At 64.8% G+C, this 19,407-nt stretch carries 20 protein-coding genes; 12 read left to right on the forward strand and 8 right to left on the reverse strand.

Annotated elements, in window-relative coordinates; all coding sequences use genetic code 11:
* Position 1: 1 nt before the first annotated feature.
* Entirely contained in the window at positions 2–1,678 is a 1,677-nt protein-coding gene (locus tag EJC47_RS04355; RefSeq protein WP_185867559.1) for a TnsD family Tn7-like transposition protein, read from the forward strand.
* A 143-nt stretch (positions 1,679–1,821) separates the two neighbouring features.
* Here EJC47_RS04355 and glmS read toward each other — a convergent pair whose 3' ends face one another.
* Together glmS and glmU are read right to left on the reverse strand one after the other, a co-directional pair.
* Positions 1,822–3,645 (reverse strand): glutamine--fructose-6-phosphate transaminase (isomerizing), encoded by a 1,824-nt coding sequence (gene glmS / locus EJC47_RS04360; RefSeq protein ID WP_126845650.1) that lies wholly within the window; start codon positions 3,643–3,645, stop codon positions 1,822–1,824.
* A gap of 29 nt (positions 3,646–3,674) precedes the next feature.
* Positions 3,675–5,045: a bifunctional UDP-N-acetylglucosamine diphosphorylase/glucosamine-1-phosphate N-acetyltransferase GlmU gene (gene glmU, locus EJC47_RS04365; RefSeq protein ID WP_126845651.1), complete on the reverse strand. Its 1,371-nt coding sequence runs from the start codon at positions 5,043–5,045 to the stop codon at positions 3,675–3,677.
* A 61-nt stretch (positions 5,046–5,106) separates the two neighbouring features.
* Here glmU and EJC47_RS04370 point away from each other — a divergent pair, with 61 nt between their 5' ends.
* Entirely contained in the window at positions 5,107–5,781 is a 675-nt protein-coding gene (locus EJC47_RS04370; protein ID WP_126845652.1) for an HAD-IA family hydrolase, read from the forward strand.
* Here the strand turns inward: EJC47_RS04370 and EJC47_RS04375 are convergent.
* Genes EJC47_RS04375 through EJC47_RS04390 form a run of 4 tightly spaced genes read right to left on the reverse strand, consistent with a single transcriptional unit; the run spans position 5,773 to position 8,309 of the window.
* Positions 5,773–6,783 carry a nucleotidyltransferase domain-containing protein gene (locus EJC47_RS04375; RefSeq protein WP_126845653.1) on the reverse strand — a complete coding sequence of 337 codons (1,011 nt, stop codon included), beginning with the start codon at positions 6,781–6,783 and terminating at the stop codon, positions 5,773–5,775. The two genes, EJC47_RS04370 and EJC47_RS04375, sit on opposite strands and share 9 nt — an antisense overlap.
* Positions 6,768–7,628 carry an HprK-related kinase A gene (locus EJC47_RS04380; RefSeq protein WP_126845654.1) on the reverse strand — a complete coding sequence of 287 codons (861 nt, stop codon included), beginning with the start codon at positions 7,626–7,628 and terminating at the stop codon, positions 6,768–6,770. The genes EJC47_RS04375 and EJC47_RS04380 overlap by 16 nt, the downstream gene beginning before the upstream one ends.
* Positions 7,625–7,912: an HPr-rel-A system PqqD family peptide chaperone gene (locus tag EJC47_RS04385; RefSeq protein ID WP_260591474.1), complete on the reverse strand. Its 288-nt coding sequence runs from the start codon at positions 7,910–7,912 to the stop codon at positions 7,625–7,627. Before EJC47_RS04385 ends, EJC47_RS04380 begins: the two co-directional genes overlap by 4 nt.
* 4 nt (positions 7,913–7,916) lie before the next feature.
* Positions 7,917–8,309, reverse strand: a complete 393-nt coding sequence (locus tag EJC47_RS04390; protein WP_010403104.1) for a hypothetical protein — start codon at positions 8,307–8,309, stop codon at positions 7,917–7,919.
* An 80-nt stretch (positions 8,310–8,389) separates the two neighbouring features.
* On the opposite strand from EJC47_RS04390, the gene EJC47_RS04395 reads away from it, so the two are divergent.
* From EJC47_RS04395 to EJC47_RS04440, 10 genes are all read left to right on the forward strand, one after another.
* A complete protein-coding gene (locus tag EJC47_RS04395; protein ID WP_126845655.1) occupies positions 8,390–9,658 on the forward strand; it encodes an ATP-binding protein in 1,269 nt (422 codons plus the stop codon).
* A 75-nt stretch (positions 9,659–9,733) separates the two neighbouring features.
* Entirely contained in the window at positions 9,734–10,813 is a 1,080-nt protein-coding gene (locus tag EJC47_RS04400; RefSeq protein WP_126845656.1) for a substrate-binding domain-containing protein, read from the forward strand.
* 45 nt (positions 10,814–10,858) lie between these two features.
* The gene (gene pstC / locus EJC47_RS04405; RefSeq protein WP_405052997.1) at positions 10,859–12,229 is read left to right on the forward strand and encodes a phosphate ABC transporter permease subunit PstC; all 1,371 of its coding nucleotides are present in this window, start codon (positions 10,859–10,861) and stop codon (positions 12,227–12,229) included.
* Positions 12,222–13,511, forward strand: a complete 1,290-nt coding sequence (gene pstA, locus EJC47_RS04410; RefSeq protein ID WP_033964214.1) for a phosphate ABC transporter permease PstA — start codon at positions 12,222–12,224, stop codon at positions 13,509–13,511. Before pstC ends, pstA begins: the two co-directional genes overlap by 8 nt.
* Positions 13,508–14,278 carry a phosphate ABC transporter ATP-binding protein PstB gene (gene pstB, locus EJC47_RS04415; protein ID WP_033964220.1) on the forward strand — a complete coding sequence of 257 codons (771 nt, stop codon included), beginning with the start codon at positions 13,508–13,510 and terminating at the stop codon, positions 14,276–14,278. The genes pstA and pstB overlap by 4 nt, the downstream gene beginning before the upstream one ends.
* A gap of 10 nt (positions 14,279–14,288) precedes the next feature.
* A complete protein-coding gene (phoU, locus tag EJC47_RS04420) occupies positions 14,289–14,981 on the forward strand; it encodes a phosphate signaling complex protein PhoU (protein WP_126845658.1) in 693 nt (230 codons plus the stop codon).
* A gap of 13 nt (positions 14,982–14,994) precedes the next feature.
* Positions 14,995–15,687 carry a phosphate regulon transcriptional regulator PhoB gene (gene phoB, locus EJC47_RS04425; protein WP_010187105.1) on the forward strand — a complete coding sequence of 231 codons (693 nt, stop codon included), beginning with the start codon at positions 14,995–14,997 and terminating at the stop codon, positions 15,685–15,687.
* Positions 15,688–15,769: 82 nt separating this feature from the next.
* Positions 15,770–16,087, forward strand: coding sequence for a hypothetical protein (locus EJC47_RS04430; protein ID WP_126845659.1), 318 nt, complete (start codon positions 15,770–15,772; stop codon positions 16,085–16,087).
* Between the two features lie 142 nt (positions 16,088–16,229).
* Entirely contained in the window at positions 16,230–17,129 is a 900-nt protein-coding gene (locus EJC47_RS04435) for an SDR family NAD(P)-dependent oxidoreductase (RefSeq protein WP_126845660.1), read from the forward strand.
* A gap of 75 nt (positions 17,130–17,204) precedes the next feature.
* On the forward strand, positions 17,205–18,236 hold the full coding sequence (locus EJC47_RS04440; RefSeq protein ID WP_033964619.1) for a hypothetical protein: 1,032 nt from the start codon (positions 17,205–17,207) through the stop codon (positions 18,234–18,236).
* A 41-nt stretch (positions 18,237–18,277) separates the two neighbouring features.
* Here the strand turns inward: EJC47_RS04440 and EJC47_RS04445 are convergent, their stop codons facing one another.
* Both EJC47_RS04445 and epsC read right to left on the reverse strand, forming a co-directional pair.
* On the reverse strand, positions 18,278–18,619 hold the full coding sequence (locus EJC47_RS04445; protein WP_033964617.1) for a DUF2794 domain-containing protein: 342 nt from the start codon (positions 18,617–18,619) through the stop codon (positions 18,278–18,280).
* Complete coding sequence (epsC, locus tag EJC47_RS04450) at positions 18,619–19,296, reverse strand: serine O-acetyltransferase EpsC (RefSeq protein WP_126845661.1); 678 nt, start codon at positions 19,294–19,296, stop codon at positions 18,619–18,621. Before epsC ends, EJC47_RS04445 begins: the two co-directional genes overlap by 1 nt.
* Between the last annotated feature and the right edge of the window lie 111 nt (positions 19,297–19,407).

The raw sequence follows: 19,407 nt of genomic DNA on the forward strand, positions 1-19,407 counted from the left end.
CATGGTGCTACCTGACTTCCTCGCACCGCAGGATGACGAACTCGTATTCAGCCTGGTGGCCCGATATGCACAGCAGACGTGCTGGCCGGGGACTAGCGCGCTGCTCGAGACCCTGTTCGGCGAACGGCACATCGTCGCGAGCTACGACCTTCCTGGCCGCCTGTCGGCATTGTCTGAAAGGTCGCCTCCGGAACTCTCGCTGAATGCTGGCGCCCTGCTACACGCGCACACTCTATTTGAATACCTGACGGCCACGGCGTCACCTCGACAGCGGGCGGCGGCTGGAGAGGCCTGTATCGAAGGCGGTGGCGCCAGTCATGTCGGCCTGGGCCTCGCTGCCTCCAGGGTGGCGCGGATCTATCGCCTGCGCTTCTGCCCGGAGTGCGTTGCGGTGGACGAGAGGCAGGCGGGCGCCAGTTGGTGGCGGCGCCAGCATCAGCTGCCTGGCGCGTTCGTCTGCCTGACGCACGGATGCAGCTTGCGCGAAAGCGCCGTGGACCTGCGGTCAATGAGCCGGCATACCTTCCTTGCCGCGGGGCCGCAGGCGTGTCGGGCGGATGCGCAGGACATGGGCGGGACTGACGGTGCTATCATGGCGTTGGCTCGGGTCGAGGTGCGCACATTGTTAGGCACGGTCCCGTGGACGCTCGACGCGACCGCAGTGGTCGAGAGGCTTCGCGCGGTCGGGCTTATGCGATCGTGGCGGCGCGTCGATCAGGAACTGCTTCGTTCGCGCTTCGCAGCGCGCTTCGGTCACCTCCGCGATTTGCTGCCTGACGTCCTCTCGGCTGAGGCAATGGACATTTGGCTACCGCAGCTGGCGCGCACGCAGCGCCGGTCGCTTCACCCTCTCTATCACAGTCTGATGATGGCCTTCCTCGAAGGCGAGGAAGTGGTGGTTACCAAGTTCACGGCGCCGTTCGGCACGGGTCCGTGGAAATGCAGGAACCCTCTGGCGGACCATTTCGGCCAGCCCGTTGTGACCGACCTCCGCGTTGTTGCTAATCACGGTGGTCAGATCGGTAGGTTCGTCTGCTCCTGCGGCTATGTTTATGCGCGAGGGCGATCCGCCGGCGGCGACATCGGACATCCGGTCTACTCCAGCTATGGGCCGCTGCTAGGCCCCGCGCTGCGAGGGCTGATCGCACAGGGTGAGTCGCTTCGGTCGATCAGCCGCGCCGTGTCGCTTGATCCGAAAACCGTCATCTCGGAGATGGCTAGGCTCGGCATCGAAGGTGTCTGGGGCATGAGTGGCTCCCGTAGGAGGCCGTGGGCCGCGCCAGCCCTATGCGGCGCCAAGGTTAGCGTAAGTCGATCCCGAGCACGGCGAGGGCGCCTTGACTGGGACGCCATTGACGCGGCGATGGCGGAACAAGCCCTGGCTGCTGCCAGCACGATTCTCTCTGTCGATCCGGCGCAGCGTGTGACGCTGCCTGCTATCGAGCGGGAGCTTGGCAGGCCGGGCTATTTGCAGAAGCGGCTGATGCGCCTTCCCGAGACTGGGAGCGTAGTCCGAAAGGCCGTTGAGGACGCTTCGCAATTCCGAACAAGGCGCATCCGATCCTACTTGGCGAGCCACCCCGAAATGCGCCAACCCTGGCGCGTCGCGCGAGCGCTCGGCATTAAGGGCGACGATCTCGCGCTGGTGCGCGCGGCAATGAACCAGCACATCCTCTGAACGTCGCCTCCCAAGCGAGATCATCAGAAACGGCAGAACTTCATTCACCGTCCCAAGTGGCACAACTTCGATTTGGAACGACCTAATTACAATTGGCACAACTCAATTCGCGCGGGTCACGACCCCGGCAATCAACGGTGCCGTCATTCCACGGTCACCGACTTGGCAAGGTTGCGGGGCTGATCGACATCGGTGCCTTTGGCAACGGCGACATGATAAGCGAGCAATTGCACCGGCACGGCGTAGACGAGCGGGGCGATGATGGGATGAACCTTGGGCATTTCGATCGTTGCAATAGTGTTTTCGCCTGCCTGCGCAATCCCGTCCGCATCCGAGATGAGCACGACCAGCGCGCCACGCGCCTGGGCTTCCTGCATGTTGCTGACGGTCTTGTCGAACAACGGGCCGGAGGGCGCGAGCACGATCAGCGGGACTGTGTCGTCGATCAAGGCGATCGGCCCGTGCTTCATCTCGCCCGAGGCATAGCCTTCCGCATGGATGTAGCTGATTTCCTTCAGCTTCAGCGCGCCTTCCAGCGCCAGCGGATAATCCGGCCCGCGGCCCAGATACAGCACGTCGCGCGCCACCGCGATCTTGGGGGCCATCGCGGCGATTTCCTCGTCATGCGCGATCGCGCGGCTCATCGCCTGCGGCACTTCCTGCAGATGGCCAACGATTTCGCGCTCGGCCTCTGGCGTCAACTGCCCCTTGGCGCGGGCGAGATTGACCGCGAGCGCCGCCATGACGGCGAGCTGACAAGTGAAGGCCTTGGTCGAGGCCACGCCGATTTCGGGGCCGGCATGGGTCGGCAACAGCAGATCGACTTCGCGCGCCATCGAGCTGGTGGGGACGTTGATGATGCCCGCCGTGGTCAGCCCCGCCGCCTTCATGTGGCGCAGCGCTGCCAGCGTATCGGCAGTCTCGCCCGACTGCGAGATGACCACGCCCAGCATGTTGGGGGTGAGCACCGGATCGCGATAGCGGAATTCGGAGGCGACATCGACTTCGACCTGGACGCGCGCGAGTTGCTCGATCCAATATTTGCCGATCATGCCGACATAGGACGCGGTGCCGCACGCGACGATCGCGACGCGCTCGACCGAGGCGAGATCGAACTCCATATCGGGCAAAGCGACGCGCTCTTCCAGCGGCCGCAGATAGCTGCGCAGCGTCTGCGCGACCACCACCGGCTGCTCGTAAATTTCCTTGAGCATGAAGTGGCGATGGTTGCCCTTGTCGATCAACTGGCCCGAGGCGCCCGAATTGACGATCGGGCGGGTGACCGGATTGTTGTCCTTGTCATAGACCTGCACCGCTTCGCGCGTGACGACGGCCCAGTCGCCCTCTTCGAGATAGGCGATGCGCTGGGTCAGCGGGGCGAGCGCGAGCGCGTCCGAACCGATGAAATTCTCGCCATCACCGTAACCGACGGTGAGCGGTGCGCCGAGCCGTGCGCCGATCAGCAGATCGGGCTCGGACTTAAACATGACGCCCAGCGCGAAGGCACCGTGCAGGCGCGGGAGGACGTTGGCGACAGCCTCTCGCGGCTTGAACCCGCGCGACAATTCGCGGTCGATGAGATGCGCGACGACTTCGGTGTCGGTCTGGGACTTGAACTGCCGCCCCTCAGCGATCAGTTCATCGCGCAGCGGCTTGAAATTCTCGATGATGCCGTTGTGGACCAGCACCACGTCCCCCACGATATGCGGGTGGGCATTGTCGACGGTCGGCGCGCCATGCGTCGCCCAGCGAGTGTGGGCGATGCCGCTGTCGCCGGGCAGCGGGTCTTTGGCCAGTTCGGCGGCGAGATTGACGAGCTTGCCCGGCGCGCGGCGGCGATCGAATTCGCCATCGTGCACGGTGCAAATGCCCGCAGAATCATAGCCGCGATATTCGAGCCGCTTGAGCCCGTCGAGCAGCCGGTCCGCGACCGCGCCCTTGCCGAGAATGCCTACGATACCGCACATAGTTTCGTCTCTCCGTTGCCCGGACCGGGCTATTTCTTGGTGGCGGCTTTCTTCGCCATCATCGCGTCGCGGAAGCGCTTGCCCCAGCCGGGCCGCGCTTCCTGCTTGCCGCGCGCGAGCGCGAGCGCGTCGGCATCGACATCGCCGGTGATCACCGACCCGGCCCCGACAATCGCGCCCGCGCCGATGGTGACCGGGGCGACCAGCGCCGAGTTAGACCCGATGAACGCGCCCGCGCCGATAACCGTTTTGTATTTGAAAAAGCCATCATAATTGCAGGTGATCGTGCCTGCGCCGATATTGACGCCGGGCCCGACCTCGGCATCGCCAAGATAGGTGAGGTGGCTGGCCTTTGCACCCGCGCCGAGCACGGCCTTCTTCATTTCGACGAAATTGCCGATCTTGGAATGCTCGCCCAGCACCGCACCGGGGCGCAACCGCGCGAACGGGCCAACCTCCGCGCCGGCGCCGATCGTCGCCCCTTCGATATGCGAAAAGGCGTGGATCACCACGTCATCGGCGACGGTGACGCCGGGACCGAACACGACATTGGGCTCGATCACGACATCGCGCCCCAGCACGGTATCATAAGCGAACCACACGGTTTCGGGTGCGATCAGCGTTGCGCCATCCGCCATCGCCTGGGCGCGGCGCGCATTTTGCCAGGACAGTTCGACGCCCGCGAGTTCGGCGCGGCTGTTGATCCCGGCGACTTCCGCCGCGCTCGTTTCGATCACCGCCGAGGCGCGTCCATCCGCAGCGGCGAGCATGACCACGTCGGGCAGATAATATTCGCTCGCCGCATTATCGTTGCCGACGCGCGCCAGCAGCGCGAACAGATCGGCGCTGCGCACCGCCATCAGCCCCGAATTGCACAGGTTAATCGCGCGCTCGGCCTCGCTTGCGTCCTTATATTCGACCATCTTGGCGATGACGCCCGCTTCGTCCGCAATGATCCGGCCATAAGCGGCGGGATCGGCGGGGCGGAAGCCGAGCACCACGACGGCAGGCGAATCGGGCGCGTGCAGCCGCGCGACCATCGCCGCCATCGTCGCCGAGGATACCAACGGCACATCGCCATAAAGAACCAGCACGTCACCTTCGAAACCCGCTAGCGCAGCTTCGGCTTGCGCGACCGCATGGCCGGTGCCGAGCTGTTCGGCCTGTATCGCCGTGACGATGCCGAGCGGCGCGACCGCCGCCTCGACCTGCTCGCGCCCAGCGCCTGTTACCACGACGGTACGCTCCGGGTTCAGCGCGGCGACGCTCTCCGCCAGATGCAGCAACATCGGGTGCCCGGCGATTGGATGCAGCACCTTGTGCAGATCCGATTTCATACGCGTTCCCTTGCCGGCAGCGAGGATGACGGCGGCGATGTTCGGTACGGAAGGGATGGTCATGCGTGCCCCCCTGCCACGACACACTTGCCATTTCCAGAGCAACCCTGTCAGGCATCGTCAAATGACACAGAATTCCTTCTCCATCGTCGGTTTCGACCTCGACGGAACCTTGGTCGACAGCAGCGGCGACCTGACCGATGCCGTCAACCACACGCTTGCCTTTGCCGGGCGACCGTTACTGACGGTCGAGCAGGTCAAAACGATGGTCGGCGGCGGGGCCAAGCATATGTTGAGCCAGGGACTGGAGGCGACAGGAGGCAGCTCGCCCGAAACGTTCCGACCGCTCTACAAGCGGATGCTGGCTTATTATGGCGAGCACCTGTCGGTGCATACACGGCCCTTTCCGGGCGTAGTCGCGGCACTCGACCAGCTCGACGCGATGGGCGTGACGGTGGCGATCGTGACCAACAAGTTCGAAGATTTTGCGCTGCGCTTGCTCGACGATCTCGGCCTGCGCGAGCGGTTCGCGACGATCATCGGAGGCGACACGCTGGGCCCCGGCCTGTCCAAGCCCAACCGCGCCCCGATCGACGAAATGATCCGGCGCTGCGGCAGCGGGACGACGGCGTTCGTCGGGGATTCGATTTACGACATCATGGCGGCGAGGAATGCCGAAATCCCGGGTATCGCCGTCAGCTTCGGCTTCCTTCTCCACCCGGTCGAGGAGATGGGCGCGGACGCCGTGATCGATTCGTTCGACGCACTGGTGCCGACGCTGGAGCGCCTGTCAGGCTGAGACAGGCCCCGCCCCGCCCTTGCGCCACTTGGTCCACAAGTGCCGCGCCAGCATTGCGGACGGCATGCGCAGCCAGTGCGAGCGGATGTAAAAGGCCATGCGCGTAAAGGGCCGCGTCGCCCTGCCCCAGCCATCGCGCGCGGTGAGGCGGCGTAGGTAGAGGCGGTCGACCGGGGTCAATTGCGCGCCCTCGCCATAAAGCGCCGCCGCCAGCCGCAGCGCCCGCGCCACTTCGTGCGACAGGCCATGCTGCGCCGCCCGCCCGGCGAGGCCATCGGCACCGAACTCGGCCACCAGGCAGTGCACGTCCCACAGATTGCGCATGCCGCCCGCCAGATCGCCATCGGCGAACAGGTGCGCTGCTGCATGGACCAGCATATCATTGGGCGACAGCGCCCACAGACCGGGCTTCAGCTCCACCGCATCCGCCAACAGCGCGTCCGCATCCGGGGTAATCCGCGCGGTCAGCGGCAGGATGGTGTGGTGGACGTCGATCATCCGGTCACGGTCGCGGTGGATGAGCGGGGGAAGTTCGTGCATCCATTGCCGGTAATACGCATCGTCATAAGGATCGGGCTTTACCCATTCCCAGCCAGCCTCCAGCAGCGCCGCCTCGACCGCATCCAGCGCCGCGCGCGGCACGAGGATGTCGAGATCGCCGATCGAGCGCCCCTGCCCCGCTTGCAAGCCCGCCGCGACAAAGGCGGTGCCCTTGAGCAGAACGACACGCACGCCGAGCGGCAACAGCACGCGCCGCGCCGCCTCCGCCTCCCACAAAGCCGCCACCCGCCCTTGTTCGGCGGACGCCCGCGCGTCGGCGAGGATGCGCGCGACCGATGGCGGCACCGCTAGACCATCGAGCCGCCACGCCAGCGTCCCGATCATCTGTTCGGCGCGGGCAATGGCGAGCAAGTCAGTCCATCCATCCGCACCCAGCGCCACCGTGCCACCAGGATCGCGCAGCGCCTGTGCAAGCAGCCAGCTGTCTAGCGTGCGGCCCATGCCGCCTCCACCAGCGCGATCGCGCCATCGGTATCGGGATAGTCGATCGCGCGCGCAGGCACGCCCTGCACCAGCGCGGTCAGCGCATCGAAGCCGCGCTCGCCCATCGCGACATAATTGGTCGAGGCCTGGGTAAGACGTACGAACACTTCGCTTTGCGCCACATCGCGCGTGGCCGAGTCGTAGCCGAAACTCGGGAACAGAATCAGCGCAGGTCTGGCCGGAACATCCATCGCTGCCAGCGCCGCCGCATCGGGAACAAGATGGCGGATGGTGCCCTTGGGCGTGCCCTCGAGCACCGGCCCGAGCCGATCGGCCGGCACTTCGGCAGCGACGGTTGCGACGCTGGCGTTCTTGAGGCTGACCAGCCGGGGAAAGGCGTGCAGCAAGCCGGTCGCGGGATCGAGCAGGGCGAACTCGTCACCCATCAAGCGCCAGCCGCGCAGCGACAGCAACGCCGCCAAGGTCGATTTGCCAGCACCCGATACGCCCGTCAGGATCAGCGCCTGCCCGTCACGTTCGACCACGGCAGCGTGGAGCAGCAGGAAATGCCGCTGGCCCAGCGCCATCTGCAAATTCATCCCCATTTCGGCGGCGAGCAACCCTTGCGCGAGCGGAAGCGGTGCCGCCTCGGGCAGAACATAATCGCCGCCAATCATCACCGCTGGCCGCACGACCCGCCGCCAAGGCCGCGCCACGAACAGGCGCACGGTGAAATCGGCCACACCGTCCTCCGGCTTGGGATAAGCGGCATAGAGCGTTTCGAGCTGCGCGATCGGCGCGCGCCAGTCCGAGCCAATGCGAAATCCGACCGGACCAATTCGCACCTGAAACACGTGCCTCATGCGACCGCGACCAGACCGGCTGTCACCAGTTCGTCGAGCCGCGCGTCCAACGCCGCTTCGTCGGCATCGCCCAGCAGATAATCCACCGACAAGCGCGCCATCAAATCGACGCGCCGCATCCCTGCTTCGCCCAAAGCCGCGAGAATCTCTGGTACGGGCGACGTGACCAAATGCGTGATGCCCGACGCGCGGTGATACACCGCGGTGAAGCTGTCGAGGTGCGTGATCTTCAGCGTTTCCGGCCGCGCCATGCGATACACGATATCGCCACGGGAATCGTCCACGGCGTCAGCCGCGCGGCATTTGCAGCGATGCGAAGCAGGTGAACCCACTCGTCCCCGATTGCAGCCGCCGGATGTAATTGGTGTAAGCGCGGCTCTGCTCGTAATTAGTGCCGGGCAATTGACCACCCGCCAGCGCGGTCTTGACCTCTTCGCCTTTGAACGGTCGGCCCGGCGGCGCGAACGCACCCCGCGTGCCGGCTGGCACCACCGTCCCGTCGGCGGCGATATAGCTGCCCGCGCGCCCCGAATCCGGCACCGGGATCTCACAGGTCGAAATCGATGCCGCCGTCGACGCCAGCGCCGGGCGGATCGACACCACCGCTGCCGCGCCGACCGCGCCAAGCATCAACGCCCGGCGGCGCGTAGTGTTGGGGAGTTCAGGCGTATCGTCGTTCATTGCACTAGCCCTTTCACATTCGCAAAAGGCTGGCAAGCAAGGCTATCGGGGTTAACGATCTTTAGGCTAAGGCGCAGCGCATGCTCCAAGGTTTCGGCTCTCGAACGATTACTGCCATCGCCCTCGTCGTCGTGGCGGCGATCGCGGTCTTTTTGCTCGATTGGGATCTGCAGCCCGCGATCATAACGCTGGTCGGTGGTATCGCTGCGGCGTTGGCGGCCACGGGCACCGGCGACGGCCCGATCGAAATGCTGCGCCCGGTCGAAAGCGTGCGCCAGCCCAGCCCCCCGAACGTGCAAGAGATCATCCAGGCGATCGTGCAACCCGTGCTGATCGTGGCGGACGGGCGCGTCACCCACGCCAACACGGTCGCCCTGGCGCTGCTCGGCAAGCATATTGTCGGCGAGGATGTCCGTGTCGCCATCCGCCACCCCGGTGCCGCCGAGCGCCTGGCCAGCCCCACCAGCGGAGTGCCGCAAGGGCCGATCAACCTGGTCGGGCTGGGCACGAAGGACCAGCATTGGGAAATGCACGTCACCCGCGCCAGCGGTGGGCAGCGGATCGTCCAACTGGTCGACCAGACCGGCAACTATGCCGCCGAGCGGATGCGAGTCGATTTCGTGGCCAATGCCAGCCACGAACTGCGCACCCCGCTCGCGTCGATCCTCGGTTATATCGAGACGCTGGGGGACGACAAAGCCGGCGAGGATGCGCAGGTCCGGGGCCGCTTCCTCAAGATCATGTTTGACGAAGCGCGCCGCATGCAGCGCTTGGTCGAGGATCTCATTTCGCTCAGCCGAATCGAGGCCGAGAAATATCGCTTGCCAGATCGGGCGGTCGATCTCGGCGCGTTGATCAGCGAGGTTCGCTCCGAACTGCTGGACGCGCAGGACAAGCGCAGCGGTGACATTGTAACCGATATCGATCTTGGCGTCCCGCCGGTCGCGGGCGACCGCGCCCAATTGAGCCAGGTGCTCCACAATCTCATCGGCAACGCCATGAAATATGGGCGACCGGGGTCGCCGATCACCATCAAATTGTGGCGCGATGCGGCGGGCACGGTGCGGATCAGCGTCGCCGACGAAGGCGACGGGATCGCGCCCGAGCATCTTCCGCGCCTGACCGAACGGTTCTACCGCGTCGATCCGGGCCGCAGCCGTGCGGCGGGCGGAACCGGACTTGGCCTGGCGATCGTCAAACATATTATCGAGCGCCATCGCGGCCGCTTCGACGTCACAAGTCTGTTGGGCAAGGGTACGACGGTCACCGTCATGCTGCCCGCCCACGTCCAGACATATCAAGCCACCCCCGCAAGTTCGGATCCGAATGCCGCTGTCATTAAACGGTAACGTCAATGTCACACAGGCACCAGGTCGTCGTGGTAGCCCGAGTCCGGGGCCGTCCAGTGCCCGAGGGGAGATTCCATGATCAGGAAATGTGCGATACTCGCTCTTGCCACGAGTGCGGCAGCGCTGACACTCACCGGCTGTCAGGATCAGGCGAATGGCGGCGGCGCGGGCTCGCGCGACCACATCACGGTCGTTGGGTCATCGACGGTCTTTCCGTTTACGACGATTGTCGCCGAGCAATTCGTCAACAAGACCCCCGGCACCAAATCTCCCGCGATCGAGTCGACCGGTACGGGTGCGGGCATGAAGCTGTTTTGCGCCGGGATCGGGGCTGCACATCCTGATATCGAGGATGCTTCGCGCCGGATGAAGGCCACTGAATACAACACGTGTAAGGACAACAACACGTGTAAGGACAATGGCGTCAGCGACATTATCGAGGCGCAGATCGGCCTCGACGGCATCGCCTTCGCCGAATCGAAAGGCGGCCCCAAGCTGCAATTGACGGCGGTCGATATCTATAAAGCGCTCGCCGCCTCCCCGATGGGCCAGAAGAACACCGCCAAGACGTGGAAGGACGTCAATCCGTCGCTGCCAGCGGTGCCGATCCAGGTCTATGGTCCGCCCTCGACCAGCGGCACCCGCGACGCGCTGGCCGAACTGATCCTCGCCAAGGGCTGCGACGCGATCAACCCGACGCTGGCCGACCATAAGGACAAAGACCCGGCGGCTTATGCCAAGGGCTGTACCGCGATCCGGGAGGACGGTGCCTATGTCGACGCTGGCGAGAATGACAATCTGATCGTGCAGAAACTGCAATCGAACCCGAATGCGATCGGTATCTTCGGCTATTCCTATCTCGAAGAGAATAAGGACAAGCTGAACGGCGTGCCGATCAACGGGGTCGAGCCGACCTATGAGACGATCGCGCGCGGGGCCTATCCGGGATCGCGCCCATTGTTCCTCTACGTCAAAAAAGCCCATCTCAGCGCGATCAAGGGCCTGCGCGACTTTCTCGCGCTGTATGCCGCTTCGTGGGACCCCAAGGGTCCGCTTGTCGCCAAAGGCCTGATCGCAGCCCCCGATGACGTGCGCAAGCGCAGCGCGCAGATCCTGAAGGAAGAGATCCTGCTCGACCCCAAGAAGCTGCTCTAGTCCAAGTCCAACACTCTTATTCGAAGTCGAACCCTCGCTTTGTCCATGCTCGCTCTTTTCCTGGTCATCGCCGGGCTCGGCCTGATCGGCTGGCTGACGGCGCGGTTGCGCGCCGTCAGCTTTCGCCGTGGCAGTACCGCGCGGTTCAGCTCGCTGCCCTCGCACTTCGGCGGCTATGTCGCCTTGTGGACGGTGATCCCCGCTGCCCTGTTTCTCTGTGTCTGGTCGGCGACCTCACCGGCCTTGGTGACCGACCGCGTGTTGCGCGACCCCGCCGCGGCACAATTGCCCCCGCCGGGGTTCAACCGCGCAGCCATCCTGTCGGAGGCGCGCAGTCTCGCCTCGGGCAACAGCTTCGGGGCGTTCAATCCCCTGTCCAAGCAACTCGCGCCCGCTTATGCGGCCGCGCAGACCCGCAATGACTGGATCGGTGCGGCCGTTGCACTGTTGCTGAGCTTTGCGACCGGCGGCTTCGCCTATACCCGCGTCCGCCCCGATTTCCGCGCCCGCACCAAGATCGAACGGGTGATGATGGCCGGGCTGCTCGCGGCTTCGCTGATCGCAACCCTCACCACGATCGGCATCGTCGCGTCGCTGCTGTTCGAATCCTGGCGCTTTTTCAATATCGTGCCGATTGGCGATTTTCTGTTCGGGACGCATTGGAGCCCGCAAGTGATCGATCCCGCCGCCCCAGGCAAAACGCTGGGCGCGGTGCCGCTGTTCTGGGGAACGTTTTTCATCGGCGCGGTGATCGCCATGCTGGTGGCGATACCGTTCGGGCTGATGAGCGCGGTGTACCTCACCCAATATGCGACGCCCGCCGCGCGTCGCTGGATGAAGCCGATCCTGGAGGTGCTCGCGGGCGTTCCGACCGTTGTCTACGGCTATTTCGCGGCGTTGACGGTCGCCCCGGCGGTGCGCGATTTCGCGGTATCGATCGGGATCACCTGGGCCAGTTCGGAAAGCGCGCTCGCCGCCGGGCTGGTGATGGGGGTGATGATCATCCCGTTCGTCTCGTCGATGGCCGACGATTCGCTCGCCGCCGTGCCCGATGCGATGCGCGACGGCAGTCTGGCGATGGGTGCGACGACGTCTGAAACCATCCAGCGGGTATTGCTTCCGGCAGCGTTGCCGGGCGTGGTTGGCGGCGTGCTGCTCGCGGTGAGCCGCGCGGTAGGCGAGACGATGATCGTGGTGATGGCTGCATCGGGCGTTGCCACGCTGACGCTCAATCCGTTTGCCAGCGCCACCACCGTCACCAAGCAGATCGTCGACCTGCTCACCGGCGAGGCCGAGTTCGACAGCCCGAAGACGCTCGCCGCCTTTGCGCTCGGGCTGACGCTGTTCGTCATTACCTTGCTCCTCAACATCGTCGCGCTGACGGTCGTCAAACGGTATCGCGAAGCTTATGAGTGACAGTCCCGTCGCCCAACCCACAAACCCCGCCCGCGACCGCGAGCCGACCGATTGGCGTGCCCCCGCCATGCAGCGGCGTATCCGCCGACGATATGGTGCGGAGCAACGCTTTCGGTTGCTCGGCCTCGCTGCGGTAATCCTCTCGGCCGGGTTTCTTGCGGTGCTGCTCGTCACCATGGTGATGAACGGTGCGAGCGGCTTCCTGCAAACGCGGATCGCGCTCCCGATCGATTTCCCACGCGCCGGGCTGATGCTCGACCCAAACCGGCTGCACGGTCCGGGTGCCGACCTGGCGCTGGCCGGTGCCGGAATCGAACGCGCGACCGACGACGCCGCAATCGCCGCTTTCGGCAAGAACGGCGACCAGTGGCTATCGGACGGTGCCTGGCTCAGCGTCCGTGAGGCGGTGAAGCGCGACCCCGCCATCCTCCGTGGGCGCAGCATCATTTGGGTGCCGGCCGCCGACACGATCGACGTCGCCGCCAAGCGCCAGGGCGATCCCGCCGCCGAGGCGATCGTCGCGACGTTGCAGGCACGCGGCGCGATTTCGACCGGGTTCAACCTGCCCTTCCTGACCGCCTCCGATTCCAACGACCCGACCCGCGCCGGGATCTGGGGCGCGTTCAAGGGATCGCTGTTCACGATGTTGGTGACGTTGCTGATCGCGTTTCCGATCGGCGTTCTTTCCGCGCTCTATCTCGAAGAATACGCCCCGCGGAACCGCTGGACCGATTTGATCGAGGTATCGATCAACAACCTCGCGGCGGTCCCTTCGATCATCTTCGGGCTGCTCGGGCTGGCGGTGTTTCTCGGCACCTTCGGCATGCCGCGCTCGGCATCGATCGTCGGCGGATTGACGCTGGCGCTGATGACGATGCCGGTGATCGTCATCGCCGGGCGGAATGCGATAAAGGCGGTGCCGCCGTCGATCCGAGATGCTGCGCTGGGCGTCGGCGCAAGCCCGATCCAGGTGGTGTTCCACCATGTCCTGCCCCTTGCGCTGCCCGGCATCCTGACCGGCACGATCATCGGCATGGCGCGCGCACTCGGCGAAACCGCCCCGCTGCTGATGATCGGGATGCGCGCGTTCATCGCCTCGCCCCCGGCGCGGCTGACCGATCCGGCAACCGTGCTGCCGGTGCAGATCTTCCTCTGGTCCGATCAGATCGACCGCGGTTTCGTTGAGAAAACCAGCGCGGCGATCATCGTGCTGCTCGTCTTCCTGCTCGCGATGAATGGCTTCGCGATCTACCTCCGTAACAAATTCGAGACCCGCTGGTGAGCATTCCCAATCAACCGAAAATCTCCGCGCAGCACGTCAACGTGTGGTATGGCGCGAAACAGGCCATTGCCGACGTTTCGCTCACCTTCGGGCAGGACTATGTCACCTCGCTGATTGGCCCGTCCGGCTGCGGCAAATCGACCTTCCTCCGCACGCTCAATCGCATGAACGACACGATCGCCGGGGCGAAGGTCGAAGGGGATATCACGCTTGACGGCGAGAACATCTACTCGCCGGAAATGGACGTGGTGCAACTCCGCGCCCGTGTCGGCATGGTATTTCAGAAACCCAATCCCTTCCCCAAATCGATCTTTGAAAACGTCGCCTACGGCCCGCGCATTCACGGGCTTGCCGCCAACAAGCCGCAACTCGCCGAGATCGTCGAGAAGTCGCTGCGCCGCGCGGGGCTGTGGGAGGAAGTGAAAGATCGCCTGACCGAAAGCGGTACCGCTCTGTCGGGCGGCCAGCAGCAGCGCTTGTGCATCGCCCGCGCGATCGCGGTCGACCCCGAGGTGATCCTGATGGACGAGCCCTGCTCGGCACTCGACCCGATCGCGACCGCCAAGATCGAGGAGCTGATCCACGAGCTCAAGGGCCGCTACGCCATCGTGATCGTCACGCATAACATGCAGCAAGCGGCCCGCGTGTCGCAGCGCACCGCCTTTTTCCACCTGGGCACGCTGGTCGAATATGGCGCGACCTCGGACATCTTCACCAATCCTCGGCAGGAGCGCACCAAGGATTATATCACTGGCCGCTACGGCTGAACGCAGGACCATGCCCTTGAACGATCATACGGTGAAAGCCTTCGACGAAGATATTGGCCAATTGCGCGGGTTGATCGCGCAAATGGGCGGGCTGGCGGAGCACGCCATCGCGGCTGCGATGGAAGCGCTGCGCCGTCACGACCTGGAAGGCGCGCGCGAGATCGTCGCGGGTGACAAGCGCATCGACGCGCTGCAGATCGAAGTCGAACAGCTCGCGGTGCGCATCATCGCCTTGCGGGCCCCGCTCGCGGACGATCTGCGCGAAGTCGTCGCTGCGCTGAAGATCGCCGGTGTGGTCGAGCGGATCGGCGATTACGCCAAGAATATCGCCAAGCGCGTTCCGATGATCGAAAGCCATGGCGAGATCGAGCCCCTTTCGGTGTTGCCCGCCATGTCGGCGCTGGCGGTGCAGATGGTGCATGACGCGCTCGATGCCTTCGCCGCGCGCGATGCGACGGCGGCGGTCGAAGTGTGCGACCGCGATCGGCAGGTCGACGATTTCTACAACAGCCTGTTCCGCGTGCTGGTGACGCACATGATGGAAAACCCCAAGACGATCGGTCAGGTCGCGCAATTGCTGTTCATCGCCAAAAATCTCGAACGTGTCGGTGACCATGCCACCAACATCGCCGAGATGATCTATTTCGCCGCAACCGGCACGCACATGGCCGAACGCGACCGCGGCGACATCCCGACCTCGTAACGGAGTAAACGATATGGCCCGCGCCAAAATGTTGCTGGTAGAAGACGATGCCGCGCTCGCCGAACTGCTGATCTGGCATTTCAAGCGCGAGGATTTCGAAATCGCGCAGACCCCCGATGGCGAGGAAGCCTTGCTGCTCGCCAAGGAAAATACCCCCGATATCGTGCTGCTCGACTGGATGGTCGAAGGGCTGTCGGGCATCGAGGTCTGCCGTCGCCTACGGCGCATGCCCGAGACGGCGAACGTGCCGATCATCATGCTGACGGCACGCGGCGAGGAAGAAGACCGGGTGCGCGGGCTGGAGACGGGCGCGGACGATTATGTCACCAAGCCCTTCTCCCCGCGCGAACTGGTCGCGCGCGTCGGCGCGGTGCTGCGGCGCGTGCGCCCGGCACTGGCGGGCGAGCAACTGACCTATTCCGACATCGAGATGGACACGGTCGGCCACAAAGTGCGCCGCTCGGGTGAAGTCATCCCTCTGGGGCCAACCGAATTCCGGCTGCTCAAGCATTTCCTCGAGCATCCGGGCTGGGTGTTCTCGCGCGAGCGTTTGCTCGATGCGGTATGGGGGCATGATAGCGACATCGAAAGCCGCACCGTCGACGTCCACATCCGCCGCCTGCGCAAGGCGATCAATCGCGGCGATCGCCCCGACATCATCCGCACTGTGCGATCGGCCGGCTACGCGCTCGATTCGGGAGCGTAAAGAAAATCGGGAGCCATGCGGGGGAATGTGCGTTGGACCGGACGAGCAGCACAGATTGCTGCCCGTTTGCAGGAGACACCGCATGAAGCTCATGATGATCGCGGCGCTCGCCGCCGCCGTCGCGACGCCGACTCTGGCCCAGACCTCACCCGCACCGATGCCGGCACCCGATCCGGCCATGGCGCAGCCCGCGCCCCCTCCGCCGCCGCCGCCCGGCGCGCCGACGCCGCCGCCTCCCCCGCCCCCAGCTGCTCCGATGATGGCACCGCCCGCCGCGAACCCGGCTCCCCCACCGCCCGAGAGCTATCCGATGTGCTCGCGGACCGTGACCGATGGCTGCCGCGAACACTCCAACGCGGCGGGTGCGCGCCTGCATTCCACCCCGCGCCCGAAGCGTTAAATTACCCCTAGCCTTTCCGTTACGGCCGACGTGCACAGCTCCCGCACGTCGGCCGTTTCGTAAGTTCAGTATGGCGATCGTGGCTTGCGCCACGCGCGCAATCGCCTAGGACGCGCCTCAAATCACTTGGAGGAGTCCTGCTATGTCCATTCGTTTCGACGATAAGGTCGCCATCGTTACCGGTGCTGGCGGTGGTCTGGGCCGTGCTTATGCGCTCGAGCTGGCGCGGCGCGGCGCGAAGGTCGTGGTCAACGATCTCGGTGGCGCGCGCGATGGCACCGGCCATTCCGACGCCGCGCTGAAGGTGGTCGAGGAAATCAAGGCGGCCGGTGGCGAAGCGATCTCGAATGGCGGCAGCGTCACCGAATATGAGCAGATGGTCGAGATGGTCGCCAAGGCCAAGGAAGCCTGGGGCGGCGTCCATATCCTGATCAACAATGCCGGCGTGCTGCGCGACAAGAGCTTCGCCAAGATGGAACCGGCCGACTTCAAGTTCGTCATCGACGTCCACCTGAACGGATCGGCCAACTGCACCAAGGCAGTGTGGGAAACGATGCGCGCGCAGAATTATGGCCGCATCCTGATGACCGCATCCTCGACCGGGCTCTACGGCAATTTCGGCCAGGCCAATTACGGCGCGGCCAAGCTCGGCCTTGCCGGCCTCACCAAGACGCTGGCGATCGAGGGGGCCAAGAACAACATCAAGGTCAACACGATCGCGCCGACCGCGGGCACGCGCATGACCGAGGACCTGTTCCCGGCCGAGGCGTTCGCTGCTTTCGCGCCCGAGAAGGTGGCCCCCGCCGCGCTCTATCTCGTGTCCGAAGACGCGCCGACCAACATGATCGTCGGTGCTGGCGCGGGCGTGTTCCAGGCGGCCTATGTCACGCTGACGCAAGGCAAGCTGCTGACCGGTGACGACCTGTCGCCGGAGGGCATTGCGGCGCACTGGGCGGAGATCACCGATCGCACCGGTGAGTTGACCCCGCAGAACGGCGCGGAACAGTCGATGAGCATCCTCAAGAAGCTGCAGGGCGGCTGATCGGCTTAGCGATACGCTGTATTGCTACAGTGACACACTTATGGTAATCCTCCTGCCGACAACAGGAGGATTACCATGTATAGCGAAAGCGATATCGACGGCGCGGTGACGGCAGGCGCGATCTCGCGCGACGCCGCCGCTGCGCTGCGCAACCACGTCGCCGCGCGGAGCGCGGTGCCAGCGGTCGACGAAGAGCACTTCCGGCTGCTGACCGGATTCAACGACATCTTCGTCTCGATCGCGCTGGCGCTGGTGCTGGTCGCGGTGGCGTGGATCGGCAAGTCGATCACCACGCCCCTGGCAGGTGCGCTGGTCGCGGTCGCCGCCTGGGCGCTGGCCGAATATTTCACGCGCGTCCGCCGCATGGCGTTGCCGAGCATCCTGCTGCTGCTCGCCTTTGTCGGTGGGGTCGCGGCGAGCTTGATCGGCGTAATGGTCGAACTCCATCCCGACCTCTCCAATCAGGTCAACGCCGCGATCGGCGCGGGGATTGCACTTATCGCCACAGCGGCAGCCTGGGCGCATTGGCAACGGTTCATGGTACCGATCACCGTCGCGGCGGGGGCAGCAGCGGGCGTCGGCGTCGTGGTCGGTCTGACCTTCGCGGCCTTCCCGACGATGCAAGACCTCGTCTATCCGCTGGTTCTGGTGTGCGGCATCGCCGTGTTCACGCTCGCCATGCGGTGGGACATGTCCGACCGCGAACGGCGTACGCGCCGCGCCGACGTCGCCTTCTGGCTCCACCTCGCCGCCGCACCGATGATTGCGCATCCGATCTTTCACATGCTCGGCGTGTTCGGCGCGAATATCGACATCGGCACTGCGCTGATCGTGCTGGCGCTGTATCTCGCCTTCGCCTTCGTCGCCCTTGCGGTCGACCGGCGTGCGCTACTGGTGTCGAGCCTCGTCTACGTCCTCTACGCGATGTACGCGTTGTTCCAGAATGCAGGGGCAATCGAACTCGCCTGGGCATTCACCGGCCTCGCGATCGGCTCGGCATTGCTGACGCTGTCGGCATTCTGGCCAACGATGCGGCGGATAGTGATCGGCACGCTCGGCCATTTGGGCGAGCGTTTGCCCCCGGTCGGCACGATGGTCGCCGCCTGACCCCGCTACAAACCCCGCTCGGCCGCGAGCGGGGTTTGTCGTCAGTCCACCACCTTCATCAACCGTCGTTCGACGGGGGCCAGCACCGGGCCCAATTCGTGCCCACGCTTCAAAACGAGGCCCGCTTCATTGACCAGCGCCCACATGCCTTGCCGGTTGCGCAAGGCCGGGCGCTTTTCGATGCGGAATTCGGGGCGCTCGGCGGCACGGCGAAAGGCGGCAAAGATCGCGGCGTCATGGCCCAACTCGATCGCATAGTCGCGCCACAGCCCAGCCGATACCATCCGTCCGTACAAATCGAGGATCCGCGTCAGTTCGACCCGCTCGAACCCGATCTGCGTCGGAACGCCGCGCGGGCTGGGAAAGGGCGTAACCGTCCCCATCAGGCGCGGTCACGCTCCTGATGATTTTCCGCGAGCAATGCGTCGAGCCGCTTGCGCATCGTCTCCAGCTCACACCGCAGCAACTCCACGCGCTGCGTCGCCGGATCGAACATATCGCTGCACGGCGTGCCATAAGCGAGGAAGCCGGTCGGCTTCTGCCCCCCCTCCACCATCGTCGCGCGCGCCGGGATACCGACCATCACCGCGCCTTCGACGACATCCTTGGTCACCACCGCATTGGCACCGACGCGAGAGCCCTTGCCGAGCGTGATCGGCCCCAGCACCTGTGCGCCAGAGCCAATGATGACATTGTCACAAAGGGTCGGATGACGCTTGCCCGCGACGCCATTGTCGGGGCTCGTGCCGCCGAGCGTGACACATTGATAGATGGTGACGTTGTCCCCGATCTCGGCGGTTTCCCCAATCACCACGAAGCCATGGTCGATAAAGAAATTGCGCCCGATCGTCGCGCCGGGATGGATGTCGATCGCGGTCAGAAAACGCGAAAAATGATTCACCGCACGCGCCAGAAAGAACAGCCGCGCCTTGAAAAGACGATGCGCGATCCGGTGGTACGCGAGCGCCCACACACCCGGATATGTGAGAATCTCAAGCCGCGACCGGGGGGCCGGATCGCGCGCCTTAATTGAATCGAGATAGGCGAGCAATCGTCCCATCGTGGCGGTGTCCCCTTATTATGGGAGATTATCTAGGCGCTCAGTCGAGCGAATAAAAGGACCAGTTCACCGCCGACCACGCCGCATAAATCCCTATCTACCTTGTGGGAT

This window comes from Sphingomonas sp. TF3 (genome assembly GCF_003985085.1).
Lineage (GTDB): Bacteria > Pseudomonadota > Alphaproteobacteria > Sphingomonadales > Sphingomonadaceae > Sphingomonas.

Excerpts from the sequence above, each read along its gene's own strand:
- EJC47_RS04355 (WP_185867559.1), top strand. The coding sequence starts at position 2 with ATGGTGCTACCTGACTTCCTCGCACCGCAGGATGACGAACTCGTATTC.
- glmS (WP_126845650.1), bottom strand. The coding sequence starts at position 3,645 with ATGTGCGGTATCGTAGGCATTCTCGGCAAGGGCGCGGTCGCGGACCGG.
- glmU (WP_126845651.1), bottom strand. The coding sequence starts at position 5,045 with ATGACCATCCCTTCCGTACCGAACATCGCCGCCGTCATCCTCGCTGCC.
- EJC47_RS04370 (WP_126845652.1), top strand. The coding sequence starts at position 5,107 with ATGACACAGAATTCCTTCTCCATCGTCGGTTTCGACCTCGACGGAACC.
- EJC47_RS04375 (WP_126845653.1), bottom strand. The coding sequence starts at position 6,783 with ATGGGCCGCACGCTAGACAGCTGGCTGCTTGCACAGGCGCTGCGCGAT.
- EJC47_RS04380 (WP_126845654.1), bottom strand. The coding sequence starts at position 7,628 with ATGAGGCACGTGTTTCAGGTGCGAATTGGTCCGGTCGGATTTCGCATT.
- EJC47_RS04390 (WP_010403104.1), bottom strand. The coding sequence starts at position 8,309 with ATGAACGACGATACGCCTGAACTCCCCAACACTACGCGCCGCCGGGCG.
- EJC47_RS04395 (WP_126845655.1), top strand. The coding sequence starts at position 8,390 with ATGCTCCAAGGTTTCGGCTCTCGAACGATTACTGCCATCGCCCTCGTC.
- EJC47_RS04400 (WP_126845656.1), top strand. The coding sequence starts at position 9,734 with ATGATCAGGAAATGTGCGATACTCGCTCTTGCCACGAGTGCGGCAGCG.
- pstC (WP_405052997.1), top strand. The coding sequence starts at position 10,859 with ATGCTCGCTCTTTTCCTGGTCATCGCCGGGCTCGGCCTGATCGGCTGG.
- pstA (WP_033964214.1), top strand. The coding sequence starts at position 12,222 with ATGAGTGACAGTCCCGTCGCCCAACCCACAAACCCCGCCCGCGACCGC.
- phoU (WP_126845658.1), top strand. The coding sequence starts at position 14,289 with ATGCCCTTGAACGATCATACGGTGAAAGCCTTCGACGAAGATATTGGC.
- phoB (WP_010187105.1), top strand. The coding sequence starts at position 14,995 with ATGGCCCGCGCCAAAATGTTGCTGGTAGAAGACGATGCCGCGCTCGCC.
- EJC47_RS04430 (WP_126845659.1), top strand. The coding sequence starts at position 15,770 with ATGAAGCTCATGATGATCGCGGCGCTCGCCGCCGCCGTCGCGACGCCG.
- EJC47_RS04435 (WP_126845660.1), top strand. The coding sequence starts at position 16,230 with ATGTCCATTCGTTTCGACGATAAGGTCGCCATCGTTACCGGTGCTGGC.
- EJC47_RS04440 (WP_033964619.1), top strand. The coding sequence starts at position 17,205 with ATGTATAGCGAAAGCGATATCGACGGCGCGGTGACGGCAGGCGCGATC.
- EJC47_RS04445 (WP_033964617.1), bottom strand. The coding sequence starts at position 18,619 with ATGGGGACGGTTACGCCCTTTCCCAGCCCGCGCGGCGTTCCGACGCAG.
- epsC (WP_126845661.1), bottom strand. The coding sequence starts at position 19,296 with ATGGGACGATTGCTCGCCTATCTCGATTCAATTAAGGCGCGCGATCCG.